The organism is Thiocapsa sp. C2-2m (assembly GCF_041903745.1).
Classification (GTDB): Bacteria; Pseudomonadota; Gammaproteobacteria; order Chromatiales; family Chromatiaceae; genus Thiocapsa; species Thiocapsa roseilacustris.
In genome coordinates this window covers 46,602-71,749 of sequence record NZ_JBBWVD010000008.1, presented here as the reverse complement: position 1 = coordinate 71,749, position 25,148 = coordinate 46,602, and the positions used below count along the sequence as shown (strand labels likewise).

Here is a 25,148-nt window from a genome sequence, read left to right as displayed (position 1 = left end):
AAGGTCGGGTGACTCTCGCGGCGAGGGCAGGCCGCCCAGGACTCGCCGGATGGCGGTCGGTCGGTTGTACGACCGCCATGTCCGGCGGCATCATGACGGTGCCGAAACCTGCAAAGGGAGAAGACGATCAGGGAGCGAATGCAGGCGCGGGCGCCGACTTGCGCGATGTGTCGTTGTTTCACCCAGCCGAGCAGGCAAGAGTCCATATGTCACATTTCATCGACCGTCGACTGAACGGAAAGAACAAGAGTACGGTCAATAGACAGCGTTTCTTGAAGCGATACAAGTCGCAGCTCAAGCGCTCGGTCGCCGATGCCGTTAATAAACGCAGCATTACCGATATCGACTCGGGTGAGCGTGTGGGTATTCCGTCGAAGGACATCTCCGAGCCGGTGTTTCACCACGGCAAAGGGGGTGTGCGAGACATGGTGCACCCCGGCAACAAGGATTTTGTCACCGGAGATCGGATCCGCCGTCCCGATGGCGGCGGCGGAGAGGGCTCTGGTCAAGGCAAGGCAGGGAAGGGCGGAAAAGGCGACGACGACTTCGTCTTCGAGCTGTCGCGCGAAGAATTCATGGACCTTTTGTTCGACGACCTCGAGCTTCCCAATCTGGTCCGGAATCAGTTAATGGGAACGACCGAGTTCAAAACGGTCAGGGCCGGTTATTCAACCGACGGATCGCCCTCCAATATCGATGTCGTGCGGTCCCTCAAAGGAGCCATCGCGCGCCGAACGGCAATCGGGGCACCGCTGCGCGCGCGTGCGCGCGTATTGGAGGAGGAGCTTCAGACACTGCTCGACAGCGGCATCGAGGAAACCGATGCGCGTGTACGCGAGATTCGCGAGGAGATCGATCGCCTGCGCACCCGGATCGCGGCCTTGCCCTTCATCGACACCTTCGACCTACGCTATCAAAGCTTCACGAAGCTTCCCGAGCCGACAAGCAAGGCGGTGATGGTCTGTATTATGGACGTCTCGGGCTCGATGGATCAGGTCCGCAAAAATCTCGCCAAGCGTTTCTTTATCCTGTTGTACCTGTTCCTCCAGCGGAACTACGACAAGATAGATGTCGTCTTCATTCGCCATCATACGATCGCCCAAGAGGTCGACGAGCAGGAGTTCTTCTATTCGCGCGAGACCGGGGGCACGGTCGTGTCGAGTGCGTTGAACCTGGCCTACGACATTCTCAAAGAGCGCTACGATTCGTCGGTTTGGAACATCTATGCCGCGCAGGCGTCGGACGGCGACAATTGGGATTCCGACTCCACGGTCTGTCGTGATCTGCTGGTGGAGAAGCTGATGCCCTTGATGCGCTATTTCGCCTATGTCGAGATCACCCCGCGCCAGCATCAGAGCCTTTGGTACGCTTACCAAGAGGTCAGAGCCAAGCATCGGCACTTTGCGATTCAGGAGATCGACGGTGCCGAGGATATCTTTCCGGTGTTTCGTGAGCTGTTCAAGAGGCAAGAGGCATGACCAATAACCTCATCTCGGATTCCTCCGAATGGTCGTTCCCTTTGCTCGAGAAGTTCGACCGGGAGATCGGCCGCCTGGCGCACGATGTCTACGGTTTGGACACCTATGCCAACCAGATCGAGGTCATCAGCTCCGAGCAGATGATCGACGCCTATTCGTCGGTTGGTCTGCCCATCAATTATCCGCATTGGTCGTTCGGTAAACAGTTCGTCGCGACCGAGCAGACCTATCGACGCGGTCAGATGGGATTGGCATACGAGATCGTGATCAACTCCGATCCCTGTATTGCCTACCTCATGGAGGAGAATACACTGCCGATGCAGGCGCTCGTCATCGCTCATGCCTGTTACGGCCACAATAGCTTTTTTAAGGGCAATTATCTCTTTCGCACCTGGACCAGCGCCGATGCGATCATCGATTACCTGGTCTTCGCCCGGCGATTCATCGCCGAATGCGAAGAGCGTTACGGCGAGGCCGAGGTCGAGATTCTGCTCGATTCCTGCCACGCGCTGATGAACCACGGCGTTGATCGTTACAAGCGTCCGACGCCGCTGACGCTCGCCGAGGAGCAGCGCCGCCAAAAGGACCGTGCCGCGTATCTTCAATCGATGGTCAATGATTTGTGGCGTACATTGCCGACCTTCGATGCGGACGGCGGCGGGGAGCATGACGTGCGCTGGCCGGAAGAGCCGCAGGAGAACCTGCTCTACTTCATCGAAAAGAACGCCCCGCTGCTCGATCCTTGGCAACGCGAGATCGTTCGGATCGTCCGTAAGCTCGGCCAGTATTTCTATCCGCAGCGCCAGACTCAAGTCATGAACGAGGGTTGGGCAACCTTCTGGCATTACACACTCATGAATCATCTTTACGACGACGGATTCGTCACCGATGGATTCATGATGGAGTTCCTGCAGTCGCATACCGGCGTGGTTTTCCAGCCTACGTTCGACGTGCCTTATTACAACGGGATCAATCCCTACGCGCTCGGCTTTGCGATGATGCGCGATATCCGCAGGATCTGCGAGCATCCAACTGACGAGGACCGCCACTGGTTCCCGGACATCGCCGGTGGTGACTGGCTGAAGGTCATGGACTTCGCCATGCGCAACTTCAAAGACGAGAGTTATGTTGCACAGTATCTTTCGCCGACGGTCATGCGCGATCTGCGGTTGTTTGCGATCGCGGACGACGACCGCGAGGAGCACCTGGAAGTCACGGCGATTCACGAGGAGCTAGGCTATCGGGCGTTGCGACAGTCACTGGCCGAGCAGTACAACCTCGGCTCCCGCGAGCCGAATATTCAGGTGTTCAATGTCGATCGTCGCGGCGACCGCTCCATGACCTTGCGGCACTATCGGCACAATCGCCGGCCTCTGGGTGACTCGGTCGAAGAGATGCTGCGCCATATCAGGCGATTGTGGGGCTTTACCGTCCGCTTGGAGACCTTGGACGAGAACGGCAGGACTCAGTTGATCGGCGAGTGTTGATTCACCCGGGATGGGTCGGGCCCGAGGGATAATCGGTATGCGTTTCCGTTTGGTCGGTCTGTTTTTGTTCTCGGTGGTCGTCTCGGCACCGGCGTCCACGGATGGATTGCTGCGCCCGACGCTTGATTCGATCCGGGATGCGAGAACCGTCGCCGTCGATAGCGTGCCGCTCTTGTCCGGACGTCTGCTGTCAGAGCTCTACGCGCAGCGCGGCGATGTCTTGGTCTGGGCTGAACCCGCGCTGATTTCGGGTCTCTTGGACCTTGTGCAGCGCAGCGTGTCCGAGGGCTTCCGACCCGAGGATTTCCATGCCGAGCATCTACATCGACTCGCGGCGCCGGGTGCGCTCGAATCCCTGACCGGCAACGCGCGGATTTCAGCCGATTTCGTCCTCAGCGATGCCTTGGCGCGCTACGTTCACCATCATCGGTACGGCAAGCTCGATCCGGTCGCTGTCGATTCGAAATGGCACGACCGATCTCCGGTGCCCAGCGAGGTCATCCTGGCCGACATGACTCGGGCGCTCGACGGCGATGATCTCGCAGGCAGCCTGCGCGGGCGTATCTCGCACCCGTTTTGGTATGAGGACCTGAAGATGGCGCTGCAGCGCGACACCGCTCAGACCTCACTTGTGGGACTGCCTCCCCTGCCGGCCGGGTCGAATTTGGCCAAAGGAAGCCGGCATCCGCGCGTCGCGATGCTGCGTGAGCGTCTCGCGCGTATTGATGGTGCGGCGGTCTCGGAGGCATCCGATGCCGATCTCTTCGATACGGCACTCCACGAGGCCGTGCTGTCTTTTCAGCAGCGATCAGGGCTTACGGCCGACGGCGTCGTGGGTCCCTCGACCCTCGCTGCGCTCAACGGGCACGGCGATGAGACGAAGGCCGAACAGATCCGGATCAATCTGGAGCGGATGCGCTGGCTCTATCAGGACCTGCCGGAAGATTACGTTTTCGTGGATGTGTCCGCGTTCAAGGTTCACCTTGCGCGCGGCGGGAGCTTCGTGTGGTCGACGCGCGTCATCGTCGGAACGCCCGAGACCCAAACTCCGATGTTTCGCGACACCATGGACCACCTGGTCTTCAATCCAACTTGGACGGTGCCCGTGTCGATCCAGAAGAAGATGGGCAGGGTCTCCGGCGACTATCGGTTGGTCGATCGACGAACCGGGAAGCAGGTCGGCAGCGGGAATGCCGGCGATTACACGCGTTATCGGCTTGTCCAGGCGCCGGGTCCGAAGAACGCACTCGGCCGCGTCAAGTTCATGTTTCCGAACCGCCATGCAATCTATCTCCACGACACGCCAGGAAAGGCTGCGTTTGGGCGCCAAGCGCGCGCCCTGAGCAACGGCTGCGTCAGGGTGCAAGACCCGTTGGCTCTGGCGGAGGCGATTCTCGACCGGCCCAACTGGGATCGGTCGGGGATCGAGAGTGTGGTCGAGCGCGGACGGACGCGTTATGTCGATCTCCCGGACACCCTGCCGGTGCTGCTCTACTATTTGACGGCCTTTGCCGACGGGGACGGCAAGGTCGGCTTTCGGCAGGATATTTACGGCCGTGACGAGGCCTTGCGTGCCGCCTTTTCGGGTCCGGTGTTGCGCACGCGGATCGCCTTCCCCGAGCCCCCCACGCCGGAGCCGAGCCGCCACCTGGAGCAGCCCGAGCAGGCACCGGGCGCCGATCCTCCGGATCCCCCCGACCCGAGCACATCGGTTCGCCTCACTCGGCGGGATTCCGCGGACACCCCCGACGGCGAGGGCACGTCTACAACCAATGGGGCCGAACCAGAGGTCTCGACCGTCGATCGCTCCGAGGCGAGTCCGGCGGGCCGGCTCTGATGTCGAACCCCATAGGTCTGCCGTTCTAACGATCGCCGATTATGGCGACCTGGCCTCGCGCGCCTCTTCCGCGAGGGGCGTTCTTGGCGTTTCGTGTCCGTTCGGGGGTAGATTCAAATCCCCTCTGCCGTTAGAATCCGGCTTCGTCGCGATTCGGAAGGCATGCGAATCTCGGCCAAAACACCAATCGTTACGAACGGAGAACTCTGTTTTGATTCGACAGAACATCTGGTTGACCCCAGCGCTCGCACTGTTGGCGTTTCTTCCTACGGCAACCCTTCAGGCCAATATCACGGATGGTGTGGCTTCTTACTACGGAGACCGTTTCGATGGCCGGCGCACCGCCAGCGGTGCCCGGTTCGACATGGATGCACTGACCGCGGCACATCGGACACTGGAGTTCGGTACGCGTGTGACGGTGACGAACAAGGCGAACGGACGTTCCGTCGATGTCGTCATCAACGATCGGGGCCCGTTCTCGCGTGGCCGTACCATCGACCTCTCGAAGGCGGCGGCCCGTGAAATTGGGATGTTGGGTCGAGGCGTTGCCCCGGTCCGACTCGAGGTCGTCGATGCGGGTAGCCCCTCATGGTCCACCGGCGAGACGATCGCGCTCGCCGAGGCCCAACGGGTCATCATGGATCTCTTCTAAACCGCGGCTGCCCGATGCTTAGGCGAATAAAGGAGAGCAATGACGACACGAGGTGGGGGCGACTGAAGTCGCCCCCTACCGGCGTCCGCACTTGGATTGTTTGTGTTGCGACGCCCGCCTGATTGATTGGTTGAGGGCGTTGGCCGCTCGAGACGGATCCATATCCATATCCATGTCCTACCGGATATGGTTTAGCGCCCGAGGCGCTTCCCCCAAGTCTGTGCGGCCGCAATGATCCGAGCGTTGTCGAGCCCGGTGGGCAGGCCGTCGCGGATCAAGTGGCGACCCCGCACCCAGACCTGACGCACCTGTTGCTGACTCGCCGCGTAGACCAGTTGCGAGACCGGGTGATAGAGGGGCTGGGTGTGGGAGTCCCGCAGATCGAGCGCGACCAAGTCGGCTGATTTGCCGGGCTCAAGCGAGCCAAGCTCGTCGTCCAATCCCAGCGCTCTGGCACCGTTGATGGTCGCCATCCGCAAGGCCGTTGCGGCCGGCAGCGCGGAGGCGGAGCCTGCCACGCCCTTGCCGAGCAGGGCAGCCGTGCGCATCTCCCCGAGCATGTTCAGATCGTTGTTGCTCGCCGCCCCGTCGGTGCCGATCGCGACGTTGACGCCTGCATCCAAGAGCTTTACGACCGGGCAGAACCCGCTCGCGAGCTTCAGATTCGACTCCGGGCAATGCACCACATGGGCACCCGTGTTGGCCAGAAGCGCGATCTCGTCCTCCTCGAGCTGGGTCATGTGTACGCACGCCAGTCCGGGGCCGAGCAACCCGAGCCGATTCAGCCGCGACAGGGGTCGCTCGCCATGATCACGCAGCGACTGGAGGATCTCGTCGTGTGTCTCGTGGAGATGGATATGGACCGGAACCTCCAACTCGTCGGCAAGCGCGCGCACCCGTTGCAGCGGAGCGTCGGATACCGCGTAGGGCGAATGTGGCGCAAAGGCGACCCGGATCAACGGATGGTCCCGATAATGCTCGTGCAGGGCGAGCCCCTTGGTGATGTATTCGTCGGCACTTGCGGCATAGCCGGTTGGGAAATCCACCACGATCATCCCGATCAGTGCACGCATCCCGGCCTCGGCGGTCACCTGTGCCGTGACCTCCGGATGGAAATACATGTCGTTGTAGCAGGTGATCCCGCCGCGCAGCATCTCGAGTACGGCCAGCCGGGTCCCGTCGGCGACGAACGCGGGATCCACCCAACGCTGCTCGGCCGGCCAGATATGCTCGTGCAGCCAGGTCATCAGGGGCAGGTCGTCGGCCAGCCCCCGCATCAGCACCATGGCGGCGTGGGTGTGAGCATTGATCAGGCCCGGGATGAGCAGATGACCCGGCAGATCGATCACCCGCTGGGCATCGATACTGCTCCGCGCCTCTTCGGACGGCAGCACGGCGAGGATACGCCCGTCCGCGATCGCAACCGCATGATCGTTGAGCTGGCGATCCCGGGGATCGACGGGTAATACCCACTGGGCATGGATCAGAAGCTCGGCTTGCATCGGTCGGTCCTTTCAGTCGGGGCGGGGGATGGGCGACAATGGCGAGAACATGCCACAAGGAGCCCCCGATGAAAACAACGACCCCGACCGTGCCGACCCCGGACGACGCGGCACTTTGGCACGAGGGTGCCCTCTATCTCGCGGATCAGCGTCTGCTGCCCGACCGCGCGGAGTTTTTGCGTCTGACGGATGCGGGAGCGGTGGCCGATGCGATCCGTGCCATGGTGGTGCGCGGTGCGCCGGCCATCGGTGTCGCCGCGGCCTACGGGGTTGCGTTGGCGGGGCGGGACGCCTACGCAGCCGTCGGTGCGGATTGGAAGATGGCGATCGAATCCGACCTCGCTTGCCTGGCCGCTTCGCGGCCGACCGCCGTCAACCTCTTCTGGGCGATCGATCGGATGCGCCGCTTGATCGCGCGTCTGGATGAACGCGATCCCTTCCCGGCCTTGGTGGACGAGGCGCTGGCCATCCATGCCGAAGACCGTGCGGCCAATCACGTAATCGGCGACCTTGGCGCGGCGCTGATCGAGGGTCCGACCGACATCATCACCCATTGCAACGCCGGAGCGATCGCCACCGGCGGCTACGGCACGGCGCTCGGCGTCATCCGCAGCGCCTACGCGGCGGGCAAGGTCGGGCGTGTCTTCGCCGACGAGACGCGCCCCTGGATGCAAGGGGCACGACTCACCGCCTGGGAGCTGATGCACGACGACATTCCGGTGACCCTGCAGGCGGACGGAGCGGCGGCAAGCCTGATGGCCGGCGGCTCGGTTGGCTGGGTGATCGTCGGATCGGATCGGATTGCGGCCAACGGGGATGTTGCCAACAAGATCGGGACCTACGGCCTAGCGATCCTCGCGAAACATCACGGCGTCAAATTCATGGTCGCGGCACCCACGTCCACCATCGACATGGAGGTCGCCCGCGGCAAGGAGATTCCGATCGAGGAGCGCGATCCGGAAGAGCTGCTGAGCTGCGGCGAGCGGCGTCTTGCACCCGCCGGGTGTATCGCCCGTAACCCCGTCTTCGACGTCACACCGGCGGAGCTGGTCGATGCCCTCGTGACCGAGCGCGGCGTGGTGCTTCACCCGACCAAGGAGAAGATCCGGGCCTTGATGGGTGGCTTCGGGCTCTAAACCGCGTCCGGAGCGATATGCGTCGTTTTGGGATTGGACCAGCCTCGGCCTGATCCTTGAGCGTCGGAGGTGACGCGGTTTAGACGGGACGGTCGGATTCTTCCGGCCGCTCCCTGACCCTTACTCTCGGCTGCGGCGCAGCGTCACGCTCTCCCCGCCGATACCCCAGTTGTCGGTCTCCACCTCGTCGATGACGACCATCGTCGTCTGCGGATTCTTGCCGAGCACGTCGACCAGCAGCTGTGTGACGCCCTTGATGAGTGCCGCCTTCTGCTCCGCGGTCGCACCCTCGCGGGTGATCTTGATGTTGACGTAGGGCATGTCGGTCTCCGGTTGATCCGAGCGGGATAAGGAAACAGCGAAAAACAAAACGACGTGACCGGGGATGGCCGGGGCTGCACATAAACCCGCTCACGTCGCTGATTGCAGCAGTGAGTGTATAAGGAACGATTCTAAAACAACCGAAACACGTAGGATGGGTAGAGCGAAGCGAAACCCATCCAGCCCGCGCCAAGCGCATCAGACCGAAACCCGGCAACGCGGCGGTTTGGAGGATGGGTTTCGCTGACGCTCTACCCATCCTACGCGTTCATCTAGGCGTTCACCTTGTTTCTGAATCGTCACTAAGTCCGGATTGCCGACCTCTGCGATGCCGCCTACCCGAAAGACTTCATGACACTCCGGACGCGGTTCACTCCGGAGCCAAGAGACGTTCGAGGATGCCGCCGTAGATGCCGGAGAGCTCGTCGAGCTCCGCGACTCCGACGCATTCGTTGACCTGATGGATGGTGGTGTTGACCGGCCCCAGCTCGACAACCTGAGCGCCGGTGGGTCCGATGAAGCGCCCGTCGGAGGTGCCGCCGCTCGTCGAGAGCTGGGTCTGGATGCCGGTGACCGCGGCGATCGACGCGCGGCTGGCGGCAACCAGCTCGCCGGCCGGTGTCAGGAAGGGGTTTCCCGAGAGCCGCCACTCAAGCGCGTAGTCGAAATCACCGGCGTCGAGGATCGAGCGCACGCGCGCCTGGATGGTTTCCGGGTCCAACTCGGTGGAGAAGCGGAGGTTGAACTGGGCCTCGAGCTGCCCCGGGATCACGTTCTCCGCGCCCGTTCCCATGTTCAGGTTGGCGATCTGAAAGCTGGTGGGCGGGAAGTGATCGTTGCCCTGATCCCAGACCTCGGCGCAGAGTGCGGCCAAGGTGTCGACGCAGGCGTGGAAAGGGTTCTTGGCCAGGTGCGGATAGGCGACGTGGCCTTGTTTGCCCTGCACCCGCAGGACGCCGTTCAGACTCCCGCGTCGACCGTTCTTGATGGTGTCGCCGAGGCGCTCGCGCGCCGAGGGTTCGCCGACCAAGGCATAGTCGATCTTCTCGCCGCGCTGCTCCAAACGCTCCACGACACGGCGGGTCCCGTCCACGGACGGCCCTTCCTCGTCGCTTGTGATGAGGAAGGCGATGGATCCGCGATGGTCCGGATGATCGCCGACGAACGCTTCCACTGCGGTGATCATGGCCGCGAGCGAGCCCTTCATGTCGCAGGCGCCGCGCCCGAACAGACGGCCGTCGCGGATGGTCGGCTCGAAGGGGGCCGAGGTCCACTGCTCGATCGGGCCGGTCGGAACCACGTCCGTGTGACCGGCGAAGCAAAAGAGCGGGCCGTCATCGCCGCGTCTGGCCCAAAGGTTGGCGACCTCCCCGAAAGGCATCTCCTCGATCCGAAAACCGATCGCGGCCAGCCGCTCGGCCATGAGGGCCTGGCAGCCCGCGTCGTCGGGTGTGACGGAAGGGCGGCGGATCAGCTCGCCCGCCAGCTTCAGTGTCGGGGACATCGACATCAGCCGAGTAGCCTCTCGTAATCGGTTTCCGAGAAACCCGCGTGTCGAACTTCGCCCGTGTCGAGCAAGGGTCGACGAATGATCGACGGGGTCTCCCGCATGACCCGGATCGCGGCCTCTGTATCCATACCCTCGCGCACGTCCTCGGGCAGCTTGCGCCAGATCGTGCCCCGACGGTTCACGAGCGTCTCCCAGCCTAGCTCCTCGACCCAGCTGCGCAAGCGGGTCTCGTCGATCCCTTCGCGTTTGTAATCGTGGAACCGATAGTCGACGCCATGCGCGTCCAGCCAGACGCGGGCCTTCTTCATGGTGTCGCAGTTGGGAATCCCGTAGAGCTCGACCACGTCTTTAAACCGCGCCCGGTGCGGTATGCGTCATTTGGTGGATGGCTTGGCCGCGCCGGCTCCGACGACTGTCGGAGCCGGCGCGGTTTAAAGGATTAAACATCTTAAATTCTAAACCGCGTCTCACTGGGATCAAGGATATCTCCGAAGCTAAACGAACAATGAAAACGACGCATCTCGCTCTGGACGCGGTTTAGATATCCCGAAGCAGCTCGTTGAGACCGACCTTTCCGCGGGTCTTCTCGTCGACCTGTTTGATGATGACCGCGCAATAGAGGCTGTGACTTCCGTCCTTGGCCGGGAGACTGCCGGGGACGACCACGGCGCCGGGCGGGACGCGGCCGTAGAGGATCTCCCCGGTCTCGCGGTTGTAGATCTTGGTGCTTTGACCGATGTAGACGCCCATCGACAGCACGGCACCCTCGCCGACGATCACGCCTTCGACGACCTCGGAGCGTGCACCGATGAAGCAGTTGTCTTCGATGATGGTCGGTGCGGCCTGCACCGGCTCGAGTACGCCGCCGATCCCGACACCGCCGGAGAGATGGACGTTCTTGCCGATCTGCGCACAGGAGCCGACGGTCGCCCAGGTGTCGACCATGGTGCCCGAGTCGACATAGGCGCCGATGTTGACGTAGGAGGGCATGAGCACGCAGCTCGATGCGATGTAGGCGCCTTTGCGCGCGGTCGCCGGCGGCACGACCCGAACCCCGCCGTCGCGGAACTCGCGTGAGTTGGTGTCGGCAAACTTGGAGGCGACCTTGTCGTAATAGTTGGTGAAACCGCCCTTGATGAAGCTGTTGTCTTCGATCCGGAACGACAGCAGGACCGCCTTCTTGAGCCATTCGTGGACGACCCAGTCGCCGTCGCGCTTCTCGGCGACCCGCAGCTCCCCGCGGTCGAGCCGCTCGATGGTGTCCTGCACGGCATCGCGCACGCGGGTCTCGACCGTGCGCGGGGTGATCTCGGCGCGTCGCTCGAAGGCCTCTTCAATGATGGATTGCTGGTCGCTCATGGGGTGTTCTCTGTTGTCGTGTTGAAGACCTCGGCAAACGCAGGTCTCGTGAATGTGAATCGCAAAGGCGCGAAAGGCTCAAATTGAAGACGATGCCGTCAGAGCCGCTCCAGGCAGCGTCGAATCCGATACGCGGCATCCACGCACTCGTCCAGCGGCGGGACCAGGGCAAGCCGGATGCGGTTCCTCCCCGGGTCGGCCCCGTCGACGACACGGGAGAGGTAACGGCCCGGCAGGACCGTCAGGTTCTCCTCGGCGAAGAGGCGTGCGGCGAAGTCGGTGTCCGGGATCGGTGTCTGTGGCCAAAGGTAGAAGCCGGCCTTCGGCGGCGCTAGGCCAAGCGCGTCCCCGAGGATCTCCAGGACCGCGCCGAGCTTCTCGCGATAGAGTCGGCGGTTCTCTTGCACATGGGCCTCGTCGCTCCATGCCGCGATGCTGGCATGTTGATGGGGCAGGGGCATGGCGCAGCCGTGATAGGTGCGGTAGGCGAAGAAGCCGCGGATCAGCTCCGCATCGCCCGCAACGAATCCCGAGCGTAGACCCGGTGCGTTGGAGCGCTTCGAGAGGCTATGGAAGACGATGCAGCGACTGAATGCGGTGTTGCCGATAGCGGCCGAGACCTGGAGCAACCCGAGCGGCGGGTCGGATTCGTCCAGATAGAGCTCGGAGTAGCATTCATCCGAGGCGATGACGAAGTCGTGCCGGTGCGCGAGCTCGATGAGACGTGCATAGGTCGCCTGATCGAGCAGGGCGCCGGTCGGATTGCCGGGCGAGCAAATGTACAGCAACCGGCAAGACCGCCAGGTCGCATCGTCAACCGCTTCGAAATCCGGGACGAAGCCATTCGCCGCCTCGCAGGCGAGATAGCGCGGCTGTGCGCCGGCGAGGAATGCCGCACCCTCATAGATCTGGTAAAAGGGGTTGGGCATCAAGACCAGCGCGTCCTGCGATTGATCGATCACGGCTTGCGCGAAGGCGAAGAGAGCCTCGCGGGTGCCGTTCACCGGCAGGATCTGCGTTGCCGGGTCGATACCGAGTCTGCCCGGCCCCGTCGAGCCGGCCGTCCCGAGCTCGAATCGCTTCGAGAGCCAGGCCGCGATCGTCTCGCGCAGGGCCGGGGTGCCGCGCGTCGTCGGATAGACGGCGAGCTGATGCAGGTGCGCGATCAGCGCATCCGTGACGAGCGCCGGGGTCGGATGTTTCGGCTCCCCGATGGAAAGCGCGATGTGGTGGCGATCGGCCGGCGGAACCAGCCCGTGCTTCAGCGCGGCGAGTCGTTCGAAAGGGTAGGGCTGCAAGCGCCCGAGATCCGAGTTCATCGGGTCATCCTGAGTTGGCGGTATAGTATAGGCGAACGTCCAAGCCGGCTCCATGCCGAGGGGGATCCGATGCCGCTGATTCACTCCATCCATCACGTCAGTCTGATCGTCGCCGATGCCGCGCGGGCGCTCGACTTCTATCACGGGATTCTTGGTCTTGAGCTTGATCGGGAACGTCCGGATCTGTCCTTCCCCGGGGCCTGGCTTTGGGTGGGCGATCAGCAGATCCACCTGCTCGAGCTGCCGAACCCGGATCCGGTGGCGGGCCGTCCCGAGCACGGCGGCCGGGACCGACATCTCGCGATGCGGGTGAGCGGCTTGGACGAAATGACCGCGCGGCTCAAGTCCGCCGGCCTCGCTTATACCCTCAGTCGCTCGGGGCGACGGGCGCTATTCTGTCGCGATCCGGACGGCAACGCGCTCGAGTTGATCGAGACCGGGTGAGGCGCCGAGCCATCTCCCCGAGCGACCTTAGAATCCCCTGAAATACCAGTGGTTGTCCCAGCCGGGCGGCGCAAAGATCGACGGCTCGTCGGCCGGGGTGTCGGGCGACGTCGCGCCGCTGCCGGTCTCCGGTAGTGTGGGCATCCCGGTAACCCACGGCCAAGGCGGCGGAAGCTGAGCGGGTCCGAGACTGCGAAAGAGCTCGCGCTCCTGATCCATGAATTCGAGACGGTCGGCACGTCGACGGCGTACATCCTCCTCCCACGCCTCCTGCTGAGCGGCGGCCCTCGGATTGTTGGCACGCCGGCGCGCCTCGTAGGCATTGCGCGTCGCCTCCCGCCTGGCCTCCCACGCCTGTCGTTGGGCGCGAACCTCGTCGAGCCAAGGTGTCGGCGTGATCCCCGAAATCGGGTCGCCGAAGGTCTGGCTGACCGGCTGGATGGGCAGGACGAGGCTCTCGTCGGCTGCGGTGGCGGCGGGGATCGACAGGAGTCCGACGAGCAGCACAGCGGCGCCGAGTCGCACGCACTTCAAGCGAGCCTTCAAGTGTGTCGGTCTGCCGAGTCCGACGCGATCGCGAGGCTCAGCGCGTCCCATGGCCTTCCAGCCGATCGTGGATCTCGCGTCGCAGGCAGGACAGGGCGGTCTCGCAGGTGATGGGGGTTTCGTCGCCGTTGGTGATGAAGAAGACATCGTCGACCTCGGCACCGACCGTCGCGATCTTGGCGTTCTGTAGGCGGATGCCGCAATCCTGGAAGACCGCGCCGACTTCCGCGAGCAGGCCGGGGCGATCCAGGGTGGCGAGCCGCATGATGGTGCGGCGGTTTGGCTCGTCGGTGGAAAAGGTCACCCGCGTCTCCGTGGGAAAATACCGATGGCGTCTCGGCATGGAGCGTGCAACTTGGATCTCCTCCCCGGCATCCTCGGCGAGATCCGCAACCAAGCAGGATCGAATCTCTTCCATCCTCAAGGTGTCGTGGATCGGGCTGCCGTCCTGGTCCAACACCTGGTAGGTGTTGACCGCCATTCCGCCGTCTGTGGTCATGATGCGAGCATCCATGATGCTGAGGCCGACCTGATCCAGCAGCGCCGTGATGCGTCCGAAGAGGTTTGCGCGGTCGGCGGTGTAGATGAAGATCTCGGTCCCCCCGCGCGCCGTGACCGGGCGAATGACCACGAGCGGCAGTTGATCGGGCTCGCACGCAAGGATCTGGCGTGTCTGCCAGGCGATCTCGTCCGGGGAGTTGTGCAGGAATAGATCCAGGCTGAATCTGTTCCAGAGCCGATTGCAGGCGGCGGGATCCCCGCCGTAGCGCGCGACCAGACGCCGAGCCTCGGTCTGCTTCTGCTGAATCAGCTCGTCCTGGGCTTGGGGGTTCTCGAGACCGCGCAGCAGCGCGCGGCGTGTTCCGTGATACAGCTCGCGCAGCAGGGCGTCTTTCCAACTGTTCCAACGCTCGGGATTGGTCGCTCGGGCATCCGCCACCGTCAACAGATAAAGATAATCCAAGCGAGTCGGGTCGCCGACGATGGCGGCGAAGGACTGGATCACCTCCGGATCGCTGATGTCTTTGCGTTGCGCCGTCATCGACATCAGCAGATGTTTCTCCACCAGCCAGCCGACGAGCCGACTGTCGAACTCGGGCAGACCGTGGAGCCGACAGAAGGTGCGGGCGTCGTCGGCGCCGAGCAGCGAATGGTCTCCGCCGCGCCCCTTCGCGATGTCGTGAAAGAGACCCGCGAGATACAGGAGCTCAAGCTTGGGGATACGCCTGGCGATCGCGCTGCAGAGCGGGAACTCGTCGTCGTGCTTGGTGACGGTGAAGCGGCGCAGATTGCGCAGAAGCGACAGCGTGTGCTCGTCGACCGTGTAGACGTGCAGCAGATCGTACTGCATACGTCCGACGATGTTGGCGAACGCCGGGATGTAGGCGGCCAGCACGCCGTAACGGTTCATGCGTCGAATCGCATGGGTGAGCCCGCCGGGGTGACGCAGGATCTCCATGAAGAGACTGCGCGCGCGTAGATCGGCTCGGAAGTCATCGTCGATGCGGTGGCGGTTCTCGCGGATCAGCCGGATGGTACTGGCACGTACGCCTTCGAGCTGCGTGTGGACCTGCAGGACATGAAAGATCTCGAGGAGGGCGATCGGATAGCGCTGAAAAACACTCGCCGAGGTTACCTCGAGATAGCCGCTGCGAGACTGGAAGCGCTTGTTGACCGGTACCGGGGGGCCGATGTCGTCATGCAGGAGAATCGCCTCGCGAAACAACTGAAGCAGCATCTCGTTGAGCCGATTGAGCTCCTGGACGGTGCGATAGTATTGCTGCATCAACTGCTCGACGGCGAGGTTGTTCGCCCCGTCTTCGAAGCCGAACTGGGTGGCGAGGGTCCGCTGATACTCGAACAGGAGGCGGTCCTCGCGCCGCCCGGCGATGCGGTGCAGCGCGAAGCGGATTCGCCACAGCAGTGTTTGCCCGTCGATCAGCGTGCCGTATTCGGATTCGGTCAAGAAACCGTGACCCACCAGCTCATGCAAGGTCTCTGCGTTGAAGTGGCGCTTGGCGACCCAGCCGATCATCTGGATATCGCGCAAGCCGCCCGGGTTCTCCTTGATGTTGGGCTCGAGGTTGTAGGCGGTGCCGCCGTATTTCTGCCAACGCGTGCGTTGCTCCCGGGTCTTGGCGGCGAAGAATTGCTCGCTGTCCCACATCCGCTCGGGGCTGACGACCTCGCGCATCCGATGGCACAGCGCGCTGCTGCCGCGAATCAGGCGCGCCTCCATCATGTTCGTCATGACGGTCACGTCGTCCGCGGCCTCGCGTGCACACTCCTCGGAGGTTCGCACGCTGTGCCCGACCTCTAGGCCGATGTCCCACAGACAGGTCACGAGCCCTTCCAGGGGCGCTGCAAGATGCGCGTCGGCATTGGCTTCGACGATGACTAGGATGTCGATGTCGGAGGCGGGCTGGAGCTCCCGTCGACCGTATCCGCCGACGGCGACCAAGGCGGCGTCCTCGGTTTCGCCGAGGTGGTAGTCCCAGACCTCGCGCAGGACGTCGTCGATGAGAAGACTGCGTCCGAGGACCAGGTTCGCCACCGGTGTGCCCCGATCGAAGTCCGCGAAGAGTCGTTCGCGCCCGGCCCTGAGACGGTCCTTCCAATCGGCGATCAGTGCCGTTGGATTGTCGGCGGTCGTCGCCTCCGTGGCCACCCACGGCGAGGGGCGCGGTGCAGCGCTCATGGGCGGGCGACGATGTTGCGCTCCGCCTTGTACTCTTCGGCGGGGGTTTCGTCGGCGCGCTCCTCGGCGCGCAAGGTCAGGATCTCATGGCCTTGCGTGGTAACTAGGACAGTGTGCTCCCATTGCGCCGACAAACTGCGATCCTTGGTGACGACCGTCCATCCGTCCGGGAGCAGCTTGATGAAACGCTTGCCGGCGTTGACCATTGGCTCGACGGTGAAGCACATCCCCGCCTTCAGGACTAAGCCCTCGCCGGCCTTGCCGTAGTGCAGAACTTGCGGCTCTTCGTGAAAGGCCTGACCGATCCCGTGCCCGCAATATTCGCGGACGACCGAGCACCCTTGTGCCTCGACGAATTGCTGAATCGCGTGGCCGATGTCTCCCAAGGTCGCGCCGGGGCGCACCTTCGCGATGCCGAGACGCATGGCCTGTTGCGTGACGGTGACGAGACGACGGGCCAGGATGCTCGGCTCGCCCACGAAGAACATCTTGCTGGTATCGCCGTGATAGCCATCCTTGATGACGGTGATGTCGATGTTGACGATATCGCCTTTCTTCAGGCGCTTGTTCCCCGGAATCCCGTGGCAGACCTGATGGTTGACGGAGGTGCAGATCGAACGGGGAAAGCCGCGGTAGTTCAGGGGCGCCGGGATGGCCCGTTGGACGCGCGTTATATAGTCGTGACAAATGCGGTCGAGCTCGTCCGTGGTGGCGCCGGGGACGACGTGGGGGGCGATCATGTCGAGAACGTCGGCTGCCAGCCGTCCCGCCACGCGCATCTTGGCGATGGCCTCAGGGGTCTTGATTGGCACACTCATGGCGTGCGTCGCTGAATCGACATCAGGTCCAGATCTCACAGAAAACCTTGAGGTAATTGCTCATAATTAACGCACTATGGTATAAAACCCGGCGCGCTGCGGCAAATCGGTTGCTGTCGGGCTTTCGACGAGCCGAAGAGCTGCCGAGATCCTGCGCGCAATCGGCCCCAAGCCCGGCCCCGAGTCTGCCCTAAGTCCCGGGCGATCCGGGCTGAGAATCGCCGAATCGAGACCGGCCCCGCTCCGCGGGCGTCGAAAAATGTCCGCACACGCATCGACACAACCGGCCGGGTGCCTCGCAAATAGGTTGCCGTTTGGGATGCGTGGAGGCCCAACCCAGATCATAGGAAGCAAGACTTTGAGCGAAGTGACCATGCGCCAGATGTTGGAAGCGGGCGTCCATTTCGGACACCAAACCCGCTACTGGAACCCCAAGATGGGGGCCTTCATCTTTGGGCAACGCAATAAAATCCATATCGTGAACCTGGAAAAGACGCTGCCGCTCTATCAAGAGGCCGTCAATTTCATGGGTTCGCTGACGGCCAACGGCGGCCGTATCCTCTTCGTCGGCACCAAGCGTGCGGCACGCGAGTCGATTCAGGAAGAGGCCATGCGCTGCGGGATGCCCTTCGTCAATCATCGCTGGCTCGGCGGCATGCTGACCAACTTCAAGACCATCCGACACTCGGTCAAGCGCCTCAAGGAGCTCGAGACGATGTTCGCGGAAGGGACGATCGAGCGCTTCAACAAGAAGGAAGCACTGGGTCTCGCGCGCGAACGTGCAAAGCTCGAGCAGAGCATCGGCGGGATCAAAGAAATGGACGGCCTCCCGGACGCCATGTTCGTGATCGATGTGGGCCACGAGAAGATCGCCGTCACCGAAGCCAATAAGCTCGGCATCCCGGTGGTGGGCGTGGTCGATACAAACAACGATCCGAGCAAGGTCGATTACGTGATTCCGGGCAACGACGACGCGATCCGCGCCGTGCGCCTCTATATCAGCGGCGCAGCGGATGCGATCCTCGACGGCCGCAACACCGCTGCCGCCATGATCGGTCGTGGTGATTCCTTTATCGAGGCACCTGTCGAGAGCGTCTCGGCGCCGCGCGCCGTCGCGGAGGCCGTGGCCGAGTAAAGCGGCTCCGGCGACCCGGGCGCGATCCGAATCCGATCCGGGCGCGTCTACTTTCTCCGTTCGCATCCGAGCAACCGGGTGCGGGCGTACCCAAGTACAACCCGAAGTCGTCCCGCGAGGGACCGAGGAAACAAACGATGGCGATTACAGCGGCATTGGTGAAAGAGCTCCGGGAGCGCACCGGCGCCGGCATGATGGAGTGCAAGAAGGCGTTGGTGGAGTCCGACGGGGACATCGAAGCGGCGATCGAGGCGATGCGCAAGGCCGGTCAGGCGAAGGCCGCGAAGAAATCCGGACGCACGGCCGCCGAAGGCGTGGTCATGATCGAGACCGCGCAGGACGGCAAACGCGGCGTCTTGGTCGAGATCAACTGCGAGACCGATTTCGTAGCGAAGGACACCAATTTTGTCGGCTTTGCGCAGTCAACCGCAGAGACGGCACTCGCCGGCGATATGGCCGACGCGGAGACGCTCTCGGCAACAGCCCTGCGCGACGCCCCGGCGACCACCGTCGACCAGGCTCGCGAGGCCCTGATCACGAAGATCGGCGAGAATGTTCAGGTGCGTCGATTGGTGCGCTTCGACGATGCCGAAGGCACTCTCTACAGCTATCGTCACGGTGTACGCATCGGCGTCGTGGTCGAGATGAGCGGCGGCGACGAGGCGCTCGGGCGCGACATCGCCATGCACATTGCAGCGACCAACCCGCTGTGTCTCGGGGCCGACGAGGTTCCGCCCGAGACGCTTGCCAAAGAGCGCGAGATCTTCAAGGCCCAGGCGCTCGACAGCGGCAAGCCCGAGGCGATCGTCGACAAGATCATCGACGGGCGCGTGCGAAAGTATCTTGAAGAGGTGACCCTGCTCGGACAGCCATTCGTGAAGGATCCCGACACCTCGGTGGAGAAACTCCTGAAGCAGGCGGGTGCGAAGGTCCACCGCTTTGCCCGTGTCGAAGTCGGCGAGGGCATCGAGAAGAAGGTCGAGAACTTCGCCGAGGAGGTCATGGCGCAGGTTCGGTCGACCTAGCCTGCACGATTCGATCGCCGCGACGGGCCCCATCCGGACCGCTGGGCCCCGAAGGCTGCGCGAATCCCGCGCGGCCTTTCCCGACTCAAACCCATGACGAGGTCATCCTGCCATGACAGCGCCCCTTTATCGACGCATCCTGCTCAAGCTCAGCGGTGAGGCATTGGTCGGCTCCGAGGCTTACGGCATCGATCCGGAGGTACTTGATCGCTTTGCCGGCGAGATCCGCGATCTCGCCGCCGTCGGTGTCCAGGTGGCGCTGGTCATCGGTGGCGGGAACATCTTCCGCGGAGCGGGTCTTGCGGCCAAGGGGATGGACCGCGTTACCGGCGACCAGATGGGGATGCTCGCGACCGTCATGAACGGGTTGGCGATGCAGGATGCGCTTGAGCGTCTGGGTATCGCGGCGCGCGTGATGTCGGCTCTGAAAATCAATCAGGTCTGCGAGGATTACATCCGGCGACGCGCCATGCGGCATCTCGAGAAGGGGCGCGTCGTCGTCTTTGCCGCCGGGACCGGCAACCCGTTTTTCACGACGGATTCTGCGGCGAGCCTGCGTGCAATCGAGGTCGGTGCGGATCTGCTGATCAAGGCCACCAAGGTCGACGGCATCTATTCGGCCGACCCGATGATCGATCCGGGGGCGACCTTCTACCCCCGCATCAGTTATGATCGTGCGCTTCGTGAAGGACTGCAGGTTATGGACACAACGGCGATCGTGCTGTGTCGTGACCATGGCATGCCACTGCGTGTAATGAATATCAACGAGCCCGGCGCGCTCTTACGGCTGATCCGTGGAGAAGACATCGGCTCGTTGGTCGTGAGCGGGAACTGACATGATCGACGACATCAAGAAGGACGCTGCGGAGCGTATGGCCAAGAGCGTCGAAGCTCTGAGCCACGAGCTGGCCAAGATCCGAACCGGCCGGGCGCATCCCTCCCTATTGGACCATGTGATGGTCTCCTACTACGGTTCCGAGATGCCGATCCGTCAGGTCGCCAACGTGAGCGCGGAGGACGCGCGAACGCTTGCCGTCACGCCATGGGAGCGAAACATGGTGCAGGCGGTCGAGAAGGCGATCATGCAATCGGATCTCGGGCTCAACCCCAACACTGCGGGGACCGTCATTCGCGTTCCCATGCCCGCGCTGACCGAAGAGCGACGACGCGACCTCATCAAGGTCGCCCGCAACGAGGCCGAGCAGGCGCGGGTCGCCGTGCGCAACATTCGCCGCGACGCCAACCATGACCTCAAGGAGCTCGTGAAGGACAAGATGATTTCCGAGGACGACGAGCACCGCGGTCAGGAGCTGGTTCAGAAGCTGACCGATCAGTACATTAAAGATGTCGATGCGGTCCTGGCGGAGAAAGAAGCGGACTTGATGTCGATCTGAGGCGGGGCGGGCGATCCCGACTACGACCACCGTGGATATTGCATCGCCCGCAATCGGAATGAGCGATCCGGACCCATCCGTGCCGCGGCATGTCGCCATTATCATGGACGGCAACGGCCGCTGGGCCAAGCAGCGCGATCGTCCCCGCACGGCAGGTCATCGGGAGGGCGTGAAAAGCGTCCGCGCCGTGGTGGAGGAGAGCGTCCGACGCGGCGTCGGAACGCTGACCCTCTTCGCCTTCAGCAGCGAGAATTGGCAGCGACCGCGCTCGGAGGTCAACATCCTCATGGAGCTCTTCATGAGCGCCTTGCGCGGTGAGGTGCGACGCCTGAACGAGAACGACGTTCGGCTGCGCATCATCGGCGAGCGCCGGGCCTTCCCGGAGAAGCTCCAACGGCGGATCGCCGAGGCCGAAGAACTGACCGCAAGCAACAGATCCCTCAATCTCCAAGTGGCAGCCAATTACGGCGGACGCTGGGACATTACCACGGCCGCCCGACGGCTTGTGGAGGATGCGCTGAGCGGGGCGCTCGATCCGGATGCGATCGACGAGGATGCCCTCGCGAGCCGCCTCTCGTTCCCCGATCTCCCGGAGCCGGACTTCTTTATTCGCACCGGCGGGGAGCAGCGTCTGAGCAATTTCGTGCTGTGGCAGTCCGCATATGCCGAGCTCTATTTCACCGACCTCCTGTGGCCCGACTTCGACGCGGCCGCGTATGGTCGAGCGCTCGAGAACTATGCGCGTCGGCAAAGGCGTTTCGGGCGGACCGGCGAGCAGGTCGAGACGCAGGCCCCGATGAGTGCCTATGGGCGGGGTTGACGTCTTGCCGGCATCCAGCGCACTGAAGCGTCGGACCATCACGGCACTGTCCTTGGTGCCGCTCGTGATCGCTGCCGTCCTTTGGCTGCCGACGCCTGCCTTCGCCTTCGTCGTGGCCGGGGTCTTGATGCTGGCGGCCGTCGAATGGTGCACCTTGGCCGGGTTGACACGGCCCATCCCGCGCATCACCTACTCGATTGCTATCCTCTCCGCGATGGCGATCCTCTGGATCTGGCCGCAGGGTCAGCCTTGGTTTTTCGGCCTCAGTGCCGTCTGGTGGGCGGGTCAGGCGGTGGTCTTGCCTCGGGTGCGCGAGGTTCCCAGGGTCGAGGGCATGCAGTGGTCTTTGCTTGCAACCGGTCTCCTTGTGCTTGTGGGCCCTTGGGCGGCACTGATCCATCTGCACGGGCTCCCGAATACGGGACCGGTGTTCGTCCTCTTCCTGCTCTTCCTGATGTGGACGGCCGATTCCATGGCCTATTTCGTCGGCCGTGCCTGGGGTGGTGGCCGAGCAAAGCTCGCGCCGGTGCTGAGTCCGGGCAAGACGCGGGTCGGCGTCTACGGGGCGATGGCCGGGGCGGGCGCCTGCGGTCTGACGTTCGCGTGGATCCTGTCGGCAAGTGCGACGGAAACCCTCCTGATCCTGCTGGTTTGCTGCGTGTCGGTCATGATCTCGATCGTGGGGGACCTCTACGAGAGTCTCCTCAAGCGTCGCCGCGGTCTGAAGGACTCAAGTCATCTCTTGCCGGGCCACGGTGGTATGCTCGACCGAATCGACAGCCTGACGGCAGCCGCACCCGTATTTGCCTTGGGTATCACCTTGATTGGAGTGACGACGTGATCGGCGTAACCGTCCTTGGCTCGACCGGCTCGGTCGGCGTAAGCACCCTCGATGTCGTTGCGCGTCATCCCGAGCAGTTTCGCACGGTCGCCTTGACCGCGCATCGCGACAGCGAGCGCATGGCGGAGCAATGCCGGCGCCACCGTCCGCAGATCGCGGTGATGGTCGAGGAGGAGGCGGCGCGGTGTTTGCTTGAGCGGCTCTCGGACATGCCGGGGCGCCCCGAGATCCTCTCGGGTGTCGAGGGCCTCGAGCAGGTCGCGACCATGCCGGAGACGGACTACGTGATGGCGGCGATCGTCGGTGCGGCGGGTCTGCCGCCCACGCTGGCCGCCGCCCGCGCTGGCAAGCGTCTGCTGCTCGCCAACAAGGAGTCCTTGGTGGTGGCCGGCGCCTTGCTCATGCGTGCCGTGGAGGAGAGCGGCGCGGAGCTGCTGCCCATCGATAGCGAGCACAACGCCATCTTCCAATGTTTGCCGCCGAACTTCTGCGATGGGTTGCCCTCGGTTGGGGTGGAGCGGATCCTGTTGACCGCCTCCGGTGGTCCGCTGCGCGAGTGGCCGATCGAGCAACTCGCGTCCGTGACCCCCGAGCAGGCGTGTGCACATCCCACCTGGGCGATGGGCCGCAAGATCTCGGTCGACTCGGCCACCATGATGAACAAGGGCCTGGAGGTCATCGAGGCCTGTTGGCTGTTCGGGACCGACACCGACCGCATCCAGGTGGTCGTCCACCCGCAGAGCGTGATCCACTCCTTGGTGCAGTACCAGGATGGCTCCGTACTTGCCCAGCTCGGCAATCCTGATATGCGCACCCCGATCGCCCACGCGCTCGGTTGGCCGGTGCGCCTGGATGCCGGCGTTGCGCCCCTGGATCTCTTCAAGGTCGGTCAGCTGAATTTCGAAGAGCCGGATCTTGCACGCTTCCCCTGCCTCGGGCTGGCCTTCAAGGCTGCGTGTCAAGGCGGCACCGCGCCGGCGATCCTGAACGCGGCCAATGAAATCGCGGTCGCCGCCTTTCTCGACCGACGGATCGATCTTCCCGGGATTGCCGCCGTCGTGGAGGACACCCTCGGGTCCCTTCCGAACGAGGACGTCGCCGGCCAGGATCTCGCGTTCCTCTTGGACGTGGATCGGCGTGCACGCGAGCGCGCCGAACACCTGATCCGATCGCGGGTGATTTAAACCGCGTCCGGATCGGCATTCAGTGGTCGTGCAACAACGTGTTGCCCGCACTACCCACGGATGTCGATGCCGACGCGGATTAAATAGCATTTAAAATTAAATGCTTAAATCGCGTCACTCCGATCGCCGTTGATGGCCGGAGCCGTTGCCCGCAACTCCTTCCTCATTCGCCACTCCGGACGCGATTTAAATGGATATTCTCTTTACGATCGGCTCCTTTGTCGTCGCCCTTGCGATCCTCATCGCCGTCCACGAGCTCGGGCACTTTTGGGTCGCCAGGCGTCTCGGAGTGAAGGTGCTGCGCTTCTCGATCGGTTTCGGTCGGCCCTTGCTGCGGGTTCAGCGTCATCCCGACGCGACCGAATATGTCCTCGCGCTCATCCCCCTCGGCGGCTACGTCAAGATGCTCGACGAGCGCGAAGAGGAGGTCCCGGCGGCACAGGCGCATCTTGCCTTCAACCGCCAAGCGCTTTGGAAGCGCTCCGCGATCGTCGTCGCCGGCCCTCTGTTCAACTTTCTTTTCGCGATCTTCGCCTACTGGGCCATCTTTATGTCCGGCGACTCCGGCTTGAGACCGATTGTCGGCGTCGTCGAGCCCCAATCGATCGCTGCCGCGGCCGGTTTTCAGTCCGGCGACGAGCTGATCCGGGTCGGCGACCGCGAGGCGGGAAGTTGGGAGACGGCCGTGATCGCGTTCGTGGGCAAATCGCTCGACGGGCGAGAGCTGGCTGTTCAGGTGCGCGACGCCTCGGGTTTCGAGATGACCCGCTGGATCCCCTCTGACGCGGTACGGAGTCTCGCCGAAGAGCCTGACCTCCTCGGACGCCTGGGCCTTTCTCCCAAACGTCCGACCTTGCCCGCCGTGATCGGCGAGCTCGCCCCAGGCGAAGCGGCCGAGGACTCAGGATTGCAGATCGGCGATCGTATCTTATCTGCCGATGGCCGCTCGATCGAAGGTTGGCAGGACTGGGTCGGCTTGGTACAGGAGCACCCGGATAAGACCTTGGCTGTCGAAATCGAGCGCGCCGACGGCGAGCGCCTTACATTGAGCATTACGCCGCGATCGACGCAGGTCGAGGGGAACACCATCGGTCGGATCGGGGCCGGTGTGCTGGTTCCGGAGGGTCTGATGGACGACTACAGCGTCGAGGTTCGCTATGGTCCCGTCGAATCACTCGATCGGGCCGTCTCCAAGACCGTCGAGATGAGCGTGATGACGTTGCGGGTTGTCGGGCGCATGTTGATCGGCCAGGCATCGGTGGAGAATCTCAGTGGCCCCATCACGATCGCCGAGACAGCCGGGCGAACCGCGAGCTATGGATTGGAATCTTTCGTGAAATTCCTCGCAGTCGTGAGTATCAGCCTCGGCATCCTGAACCTCCTGCCGGTGCCTATACTCGACGGTGGGCATCTGTTGTATTTTTTCATCGAGTGGGTCAAAGGCAGTCCGCTCTCCGAGGAGGCACAGATGCAGGGCCAAAAGATCGGCCTGGTTCTCCTGGCCGCCCTCATGTCGCTGGCCTTCTACTTGGATTTCGCTCGGCTATTGGGCTAGGCGTGGCGAATCCCTTATACTTGCGACCCTGAAACGCCGACTGCGCCGCAGACTTCGGCTTGATCGAGGGGACCTGTCTTGCGCGCG

The 25,148-nt window shown here is 63.3% G+C and carries 23 protein-coding genes; 14 read left to right on the top strand and 9 right to left on the bottom strand.

Translation table 11 applies throughout. The features are described 5' to 3' along the window. The first annotated feature begins 206 nt into the window (after positions 1–206). From AADX97_RS07765 to AADX97_RS07750, 4 genes are all read left to right on the top strand, one after another. Entirely contained in the window at positions 207–1,478 is a 1,272-nt protein-coding gene (locus AADX97_RS07765) for a YeaH/YhbH family protein (RefSeq protein WP_374233517.1), read from the top strand. Beyond that, a complete protein-coding gene (locus AADX97_RS07760) occupies positions 1,475–2,965 on the top strand; it encodes a SpoVR family protein (protein ID WP_374233516.1) in 1,491 nt (496 codons plus the stop codon). The genes AADX97_RS07765 and AADX97_RS07760 overlap by 4 nt, the downstream gene beginning before the upstream one ends. A gap of 37 nt (positions 2,966–3,002) precedes the next feature. After that, positions 3,003–4,802 carry a murein L,D-transpeptidase gene (locus AADX97_RS07755; RefSeq protein WP_374233515.1) on the top strand — a complete coding sequence of 600 codons (1,800 nt, stop codon included), beginning with the start codon at positions 3,003–3,005 and terminating at the stop codon, positions 4,800–4,802. Positions 4,803–5,013: 211 nt separating this feature from the next. Further along, positions 5,014–5,454 (top strand): septal ring lytic transglycosylase RlpA family protein, encoded by a 441-nt coding sequence (locus AADX97_RS07750; protein ID WP_374233514.1) that lies wholly within the window; start codon positions 5,014–5,016, stop codon positions 5,452–5,454. A gap of 191 nt (positions 5,455–5,645) precedes the next feature. On the opposite strand, the gene AADX97_RS07745 is transcribed toward AADX97_RS07750, so the two are convergent. Further along, a complete protein-coding gene (locus AADX97_RS07745; RefSeq protein WP_374233513.1) occupies positions 5,646–6,956 on the bottom strand; it encodes a TRZ/ATZ family hydrolase in 1,311 nt (436 codons plus the stop codon). 68 nt (positions 6,957–7,024) lie between these two features. Here AADX97_RS07745 and mtnA point away from each other — a divergent pair, with 68 nt between their 5' ends. After that, complete coding sequence (mtnA, locus tag AADX97_RS07740; protein WP_374233512.1) at positions 7,025–8,092, top strand: S-methyl-5-thioribose-1-phosphate isomerase; 1,068 nt, start codon at positions 7,025–7,027, stop codon at positions 8,090–8,092. 120 nt (positions 8,093–8,212) lie between these two features. Here the strand turns inward: mtnA and AADX97_RS07735 are convergent, their stop codons facing one another. From AADX97_RS07735 to dapC, 5 genes are all read right to left on the bottom strand, one after another. Then, entirely contained in the window at positions 8,213–8,413 is a 201-nt protein-coding gene (locus AADX97_RS07735; protein WP_374233511.1) for a 4-oxalocrotonate tautomerase family protein, read from the bottom strand. A gap of 370 nt (positions 8,414–8,783) precedes the next feature. Then, positions 8,784–9,917, bottom strand: a complete 1,134-nt coding sequence (dapE, locus tag AADX97_RS07730) for a succinyl-diaminopimelate desuccinylase (RefSeq protein ID WP_374233510.1) — start codon at positions 9,915–9,917, stop codon at positions 8,784–8,786. A gap of 5 nt (positions 9,918–9,922) precedes the next feature. Continuing rightward, positions 9,923–10,267 (bottom strand): ArsC family reductase, encoded by a 345-nt coding sequence (locus tag AADX97_RS07725; protein WP_374233508.1) that lies wholly within the window; start codon positions 10,265–10,267, stop codon positions 9,923–9,925. Positions 10,268–10,460: 193 nt separating this feature from the next. Next, entirely contained in the window at positions 10,461–11,282 is an 822-nt protein-coding gene (gene dapD / locus AADX97_RS07720) for a 2,3,4,5-tetrahydropyridine-2,6-dicarboxylate N-succinyltransferase (RefSeq protein ID WP_374233507.1), read from the bottom strand. A 98-nt stretch (positions 11,283–11,380) separates the two neighbouring features. Next, positions 11,381–12,601 carry a succinyldiaminopimelate transaminase gene (dapC, locus tag AADX97_RS07715; protein WP_374233505.1) on the bottom strand — a complete coding sequence of 407 codons (1,221 nt, stop codon included), beginning with the start codon at positions 12,599–12,601 and terminating at the stop codon, positions 11,381–11,383. Positions 12,602–12,670: 69 nt separating this feature from the next. Between dapC and AADX97_RS07710 the strand changes: the two genes are divergently transcribed. After that, complete coding sequence (locus tag AADX97_RS07710; RefSeq protein WP_374233504.1) at positions 12,671–13,045, top strand: VOC family protein; 375 nt, start codon at positions 12,671–12,673, stop codon at positions 13,043–13,045. Between the two features lie 27 nt (positions 13,046–13,072). Here the strand turns inward: AADX97_RS07710 and AADX97_RS07705 are convergent, their stop codons facing one another. Genes AADX97_RS07705 through map form a run of 3 tightly spaced genes read right to left on the bottom strand, consistent with a single transcriptional unit; the run spans position 13,073 to position 17,107 of the window. Beyond that, complete coding sequence (locus AADX97_RS07705; protein ID WP_374238611.1) at positions 13,073–13,591, bottom strand: hypothetical protein; 519 nt, start codon at positions 13,589–13,591, stop codon at positions 13,073–13,075. Positions 13,592–13,628: 37 nt separating this feature from the next. Continuing rightward, the gene (glnD, locus tag AADX97_RS07700) at positions 13,629–16,289 is read right to left on the bottom strand and encodes a [protein-PII] uridylyltransferase (RefSeq protein ID WP_374233502.1); all 2,661 of its coding nucleotides are present in this window, start codon (positions 16,287–16,289) and stop codon (positions 13,629–13,631) included. Beyond that, positions 16,286–17,107 (bottom strand): type I methionyl aminopeptidase, encoded by an 822-nt coding sequence (gene map, locus AADX97_RS07695; protein WP_374233501.1) that lies wholly within the window; start codon positions 17,105–17,107, stop codon positions 16,286–16,288. The genes glnD and map overlap by 4 nt, the downstream gene beginning before the upstream one ends. A gap of 373 nt (positions 17,108–17,480) precedes the next feature. Between map and rpsB the strand changes: the two genes are divergently transcribed. The 8 genes from rpsB (at position 17,481) to rseP (ending at position 25,061) form a co-directional block, all read left to right on the top strand. Then, positions 17,481–18,242 carry a 30S ribosomal protein S2 gene (rpsB, locus tag AADX97_RS07690; protein ID WP_374233597.1) on the top strand — a complete coding sequence of 254 codons (762 nt, stop codon included), beginning with the start codon at positions 17,481–17,483 and terminating at the stop codon, positions 18,240–18,242. Positions 18,243–18,379: 137 nt separating this feature from the next. After that, the gene (gene tsf / locus AADX97_RS07685) at positions 18,380–19,267 is read left to right on the top strand and encodes a translation elongation factor Ts (protein ID WP_374233500.1); all 888 of its coding nucleotides are present in this window, start codon (positions 18,380–18,382) and stop codon (positions 19,265–19,267) included. A gap of 112 nt (positions 19,268–19,379) precedes the next feature. Beyond that, a complete protein-coding gene (gene pyrH, locus AADX97_RS07680) occupies positions 19,380–20,102 on the top strand; it encodes a UMP kinase (protein WP_374233499.1) in 723 nt (240 codons plus the stop codon). A 1-nt stretch (position 20,103) separates the two neighbouring features. Then, a complete protein-coding gene (frr, locus tag AADX97_RS07675) occupies positions 20,104–20,661 on the top strand; it encodes a ribosome recycling factor (RefSeq protein WP_374233498.1) in 558 nt (185 codons plus the stop codon). 58 nt (positions 20,662–20,719) lie between these two features. Further along, positions 20,720–21,481, top strand: coding sequence for an isoprenyl transferase (locus AADX97_RS07670; protein ID WP_374233497.1), 762 nt, complete (start codon positions 20,720–20,722; stop codon positions 21,479–21,481). Further along, positions 21,468–22,322: a phosphatidate cytidylyltransferase gene (locus AADX97_RS07665; protein ID WP_374233496.1), complete on the top strand. Its 855-nt coding sequence runs from the start codon at positions 21,468–21,470 to the stop codon at positions 22,320–22,322. Before AADX97_RS07670 ends, AADX97_RS07665 begins: the two co-directional genes overlap by 14 nt. Further along, positions 22,319–23,506 (top strand): 1-deoxy-D-xylulose-5-phosphate reductoisomerase, encoded by a 1,188-nt coding sequence (gene ispC, locus AADX97_RS07660; RefSeq protein WP_374233495.1) that lies wholly within the window; start codon positions 22,319–22,321, stop codon positions 23,504–23,506. Before AADX97_RS07665 ends, ispC begins: the two co-directional genes overlap by 4 nt. Positions 23,507–23,696: 190 nt before the next feature. Beyond that, complete coding sequence (rseP, locus tag AADX97_RS07655) at positions 23,697–25,061, top strand: RIP metalloprotease RseP (protein WP_374233494.1); 1,365 nt, start codon at positions 23,697–23,699, stop codon at positions 25,059–25,061. Positions 25,062–25,148 lie beyond the last annotated feature (87 nt).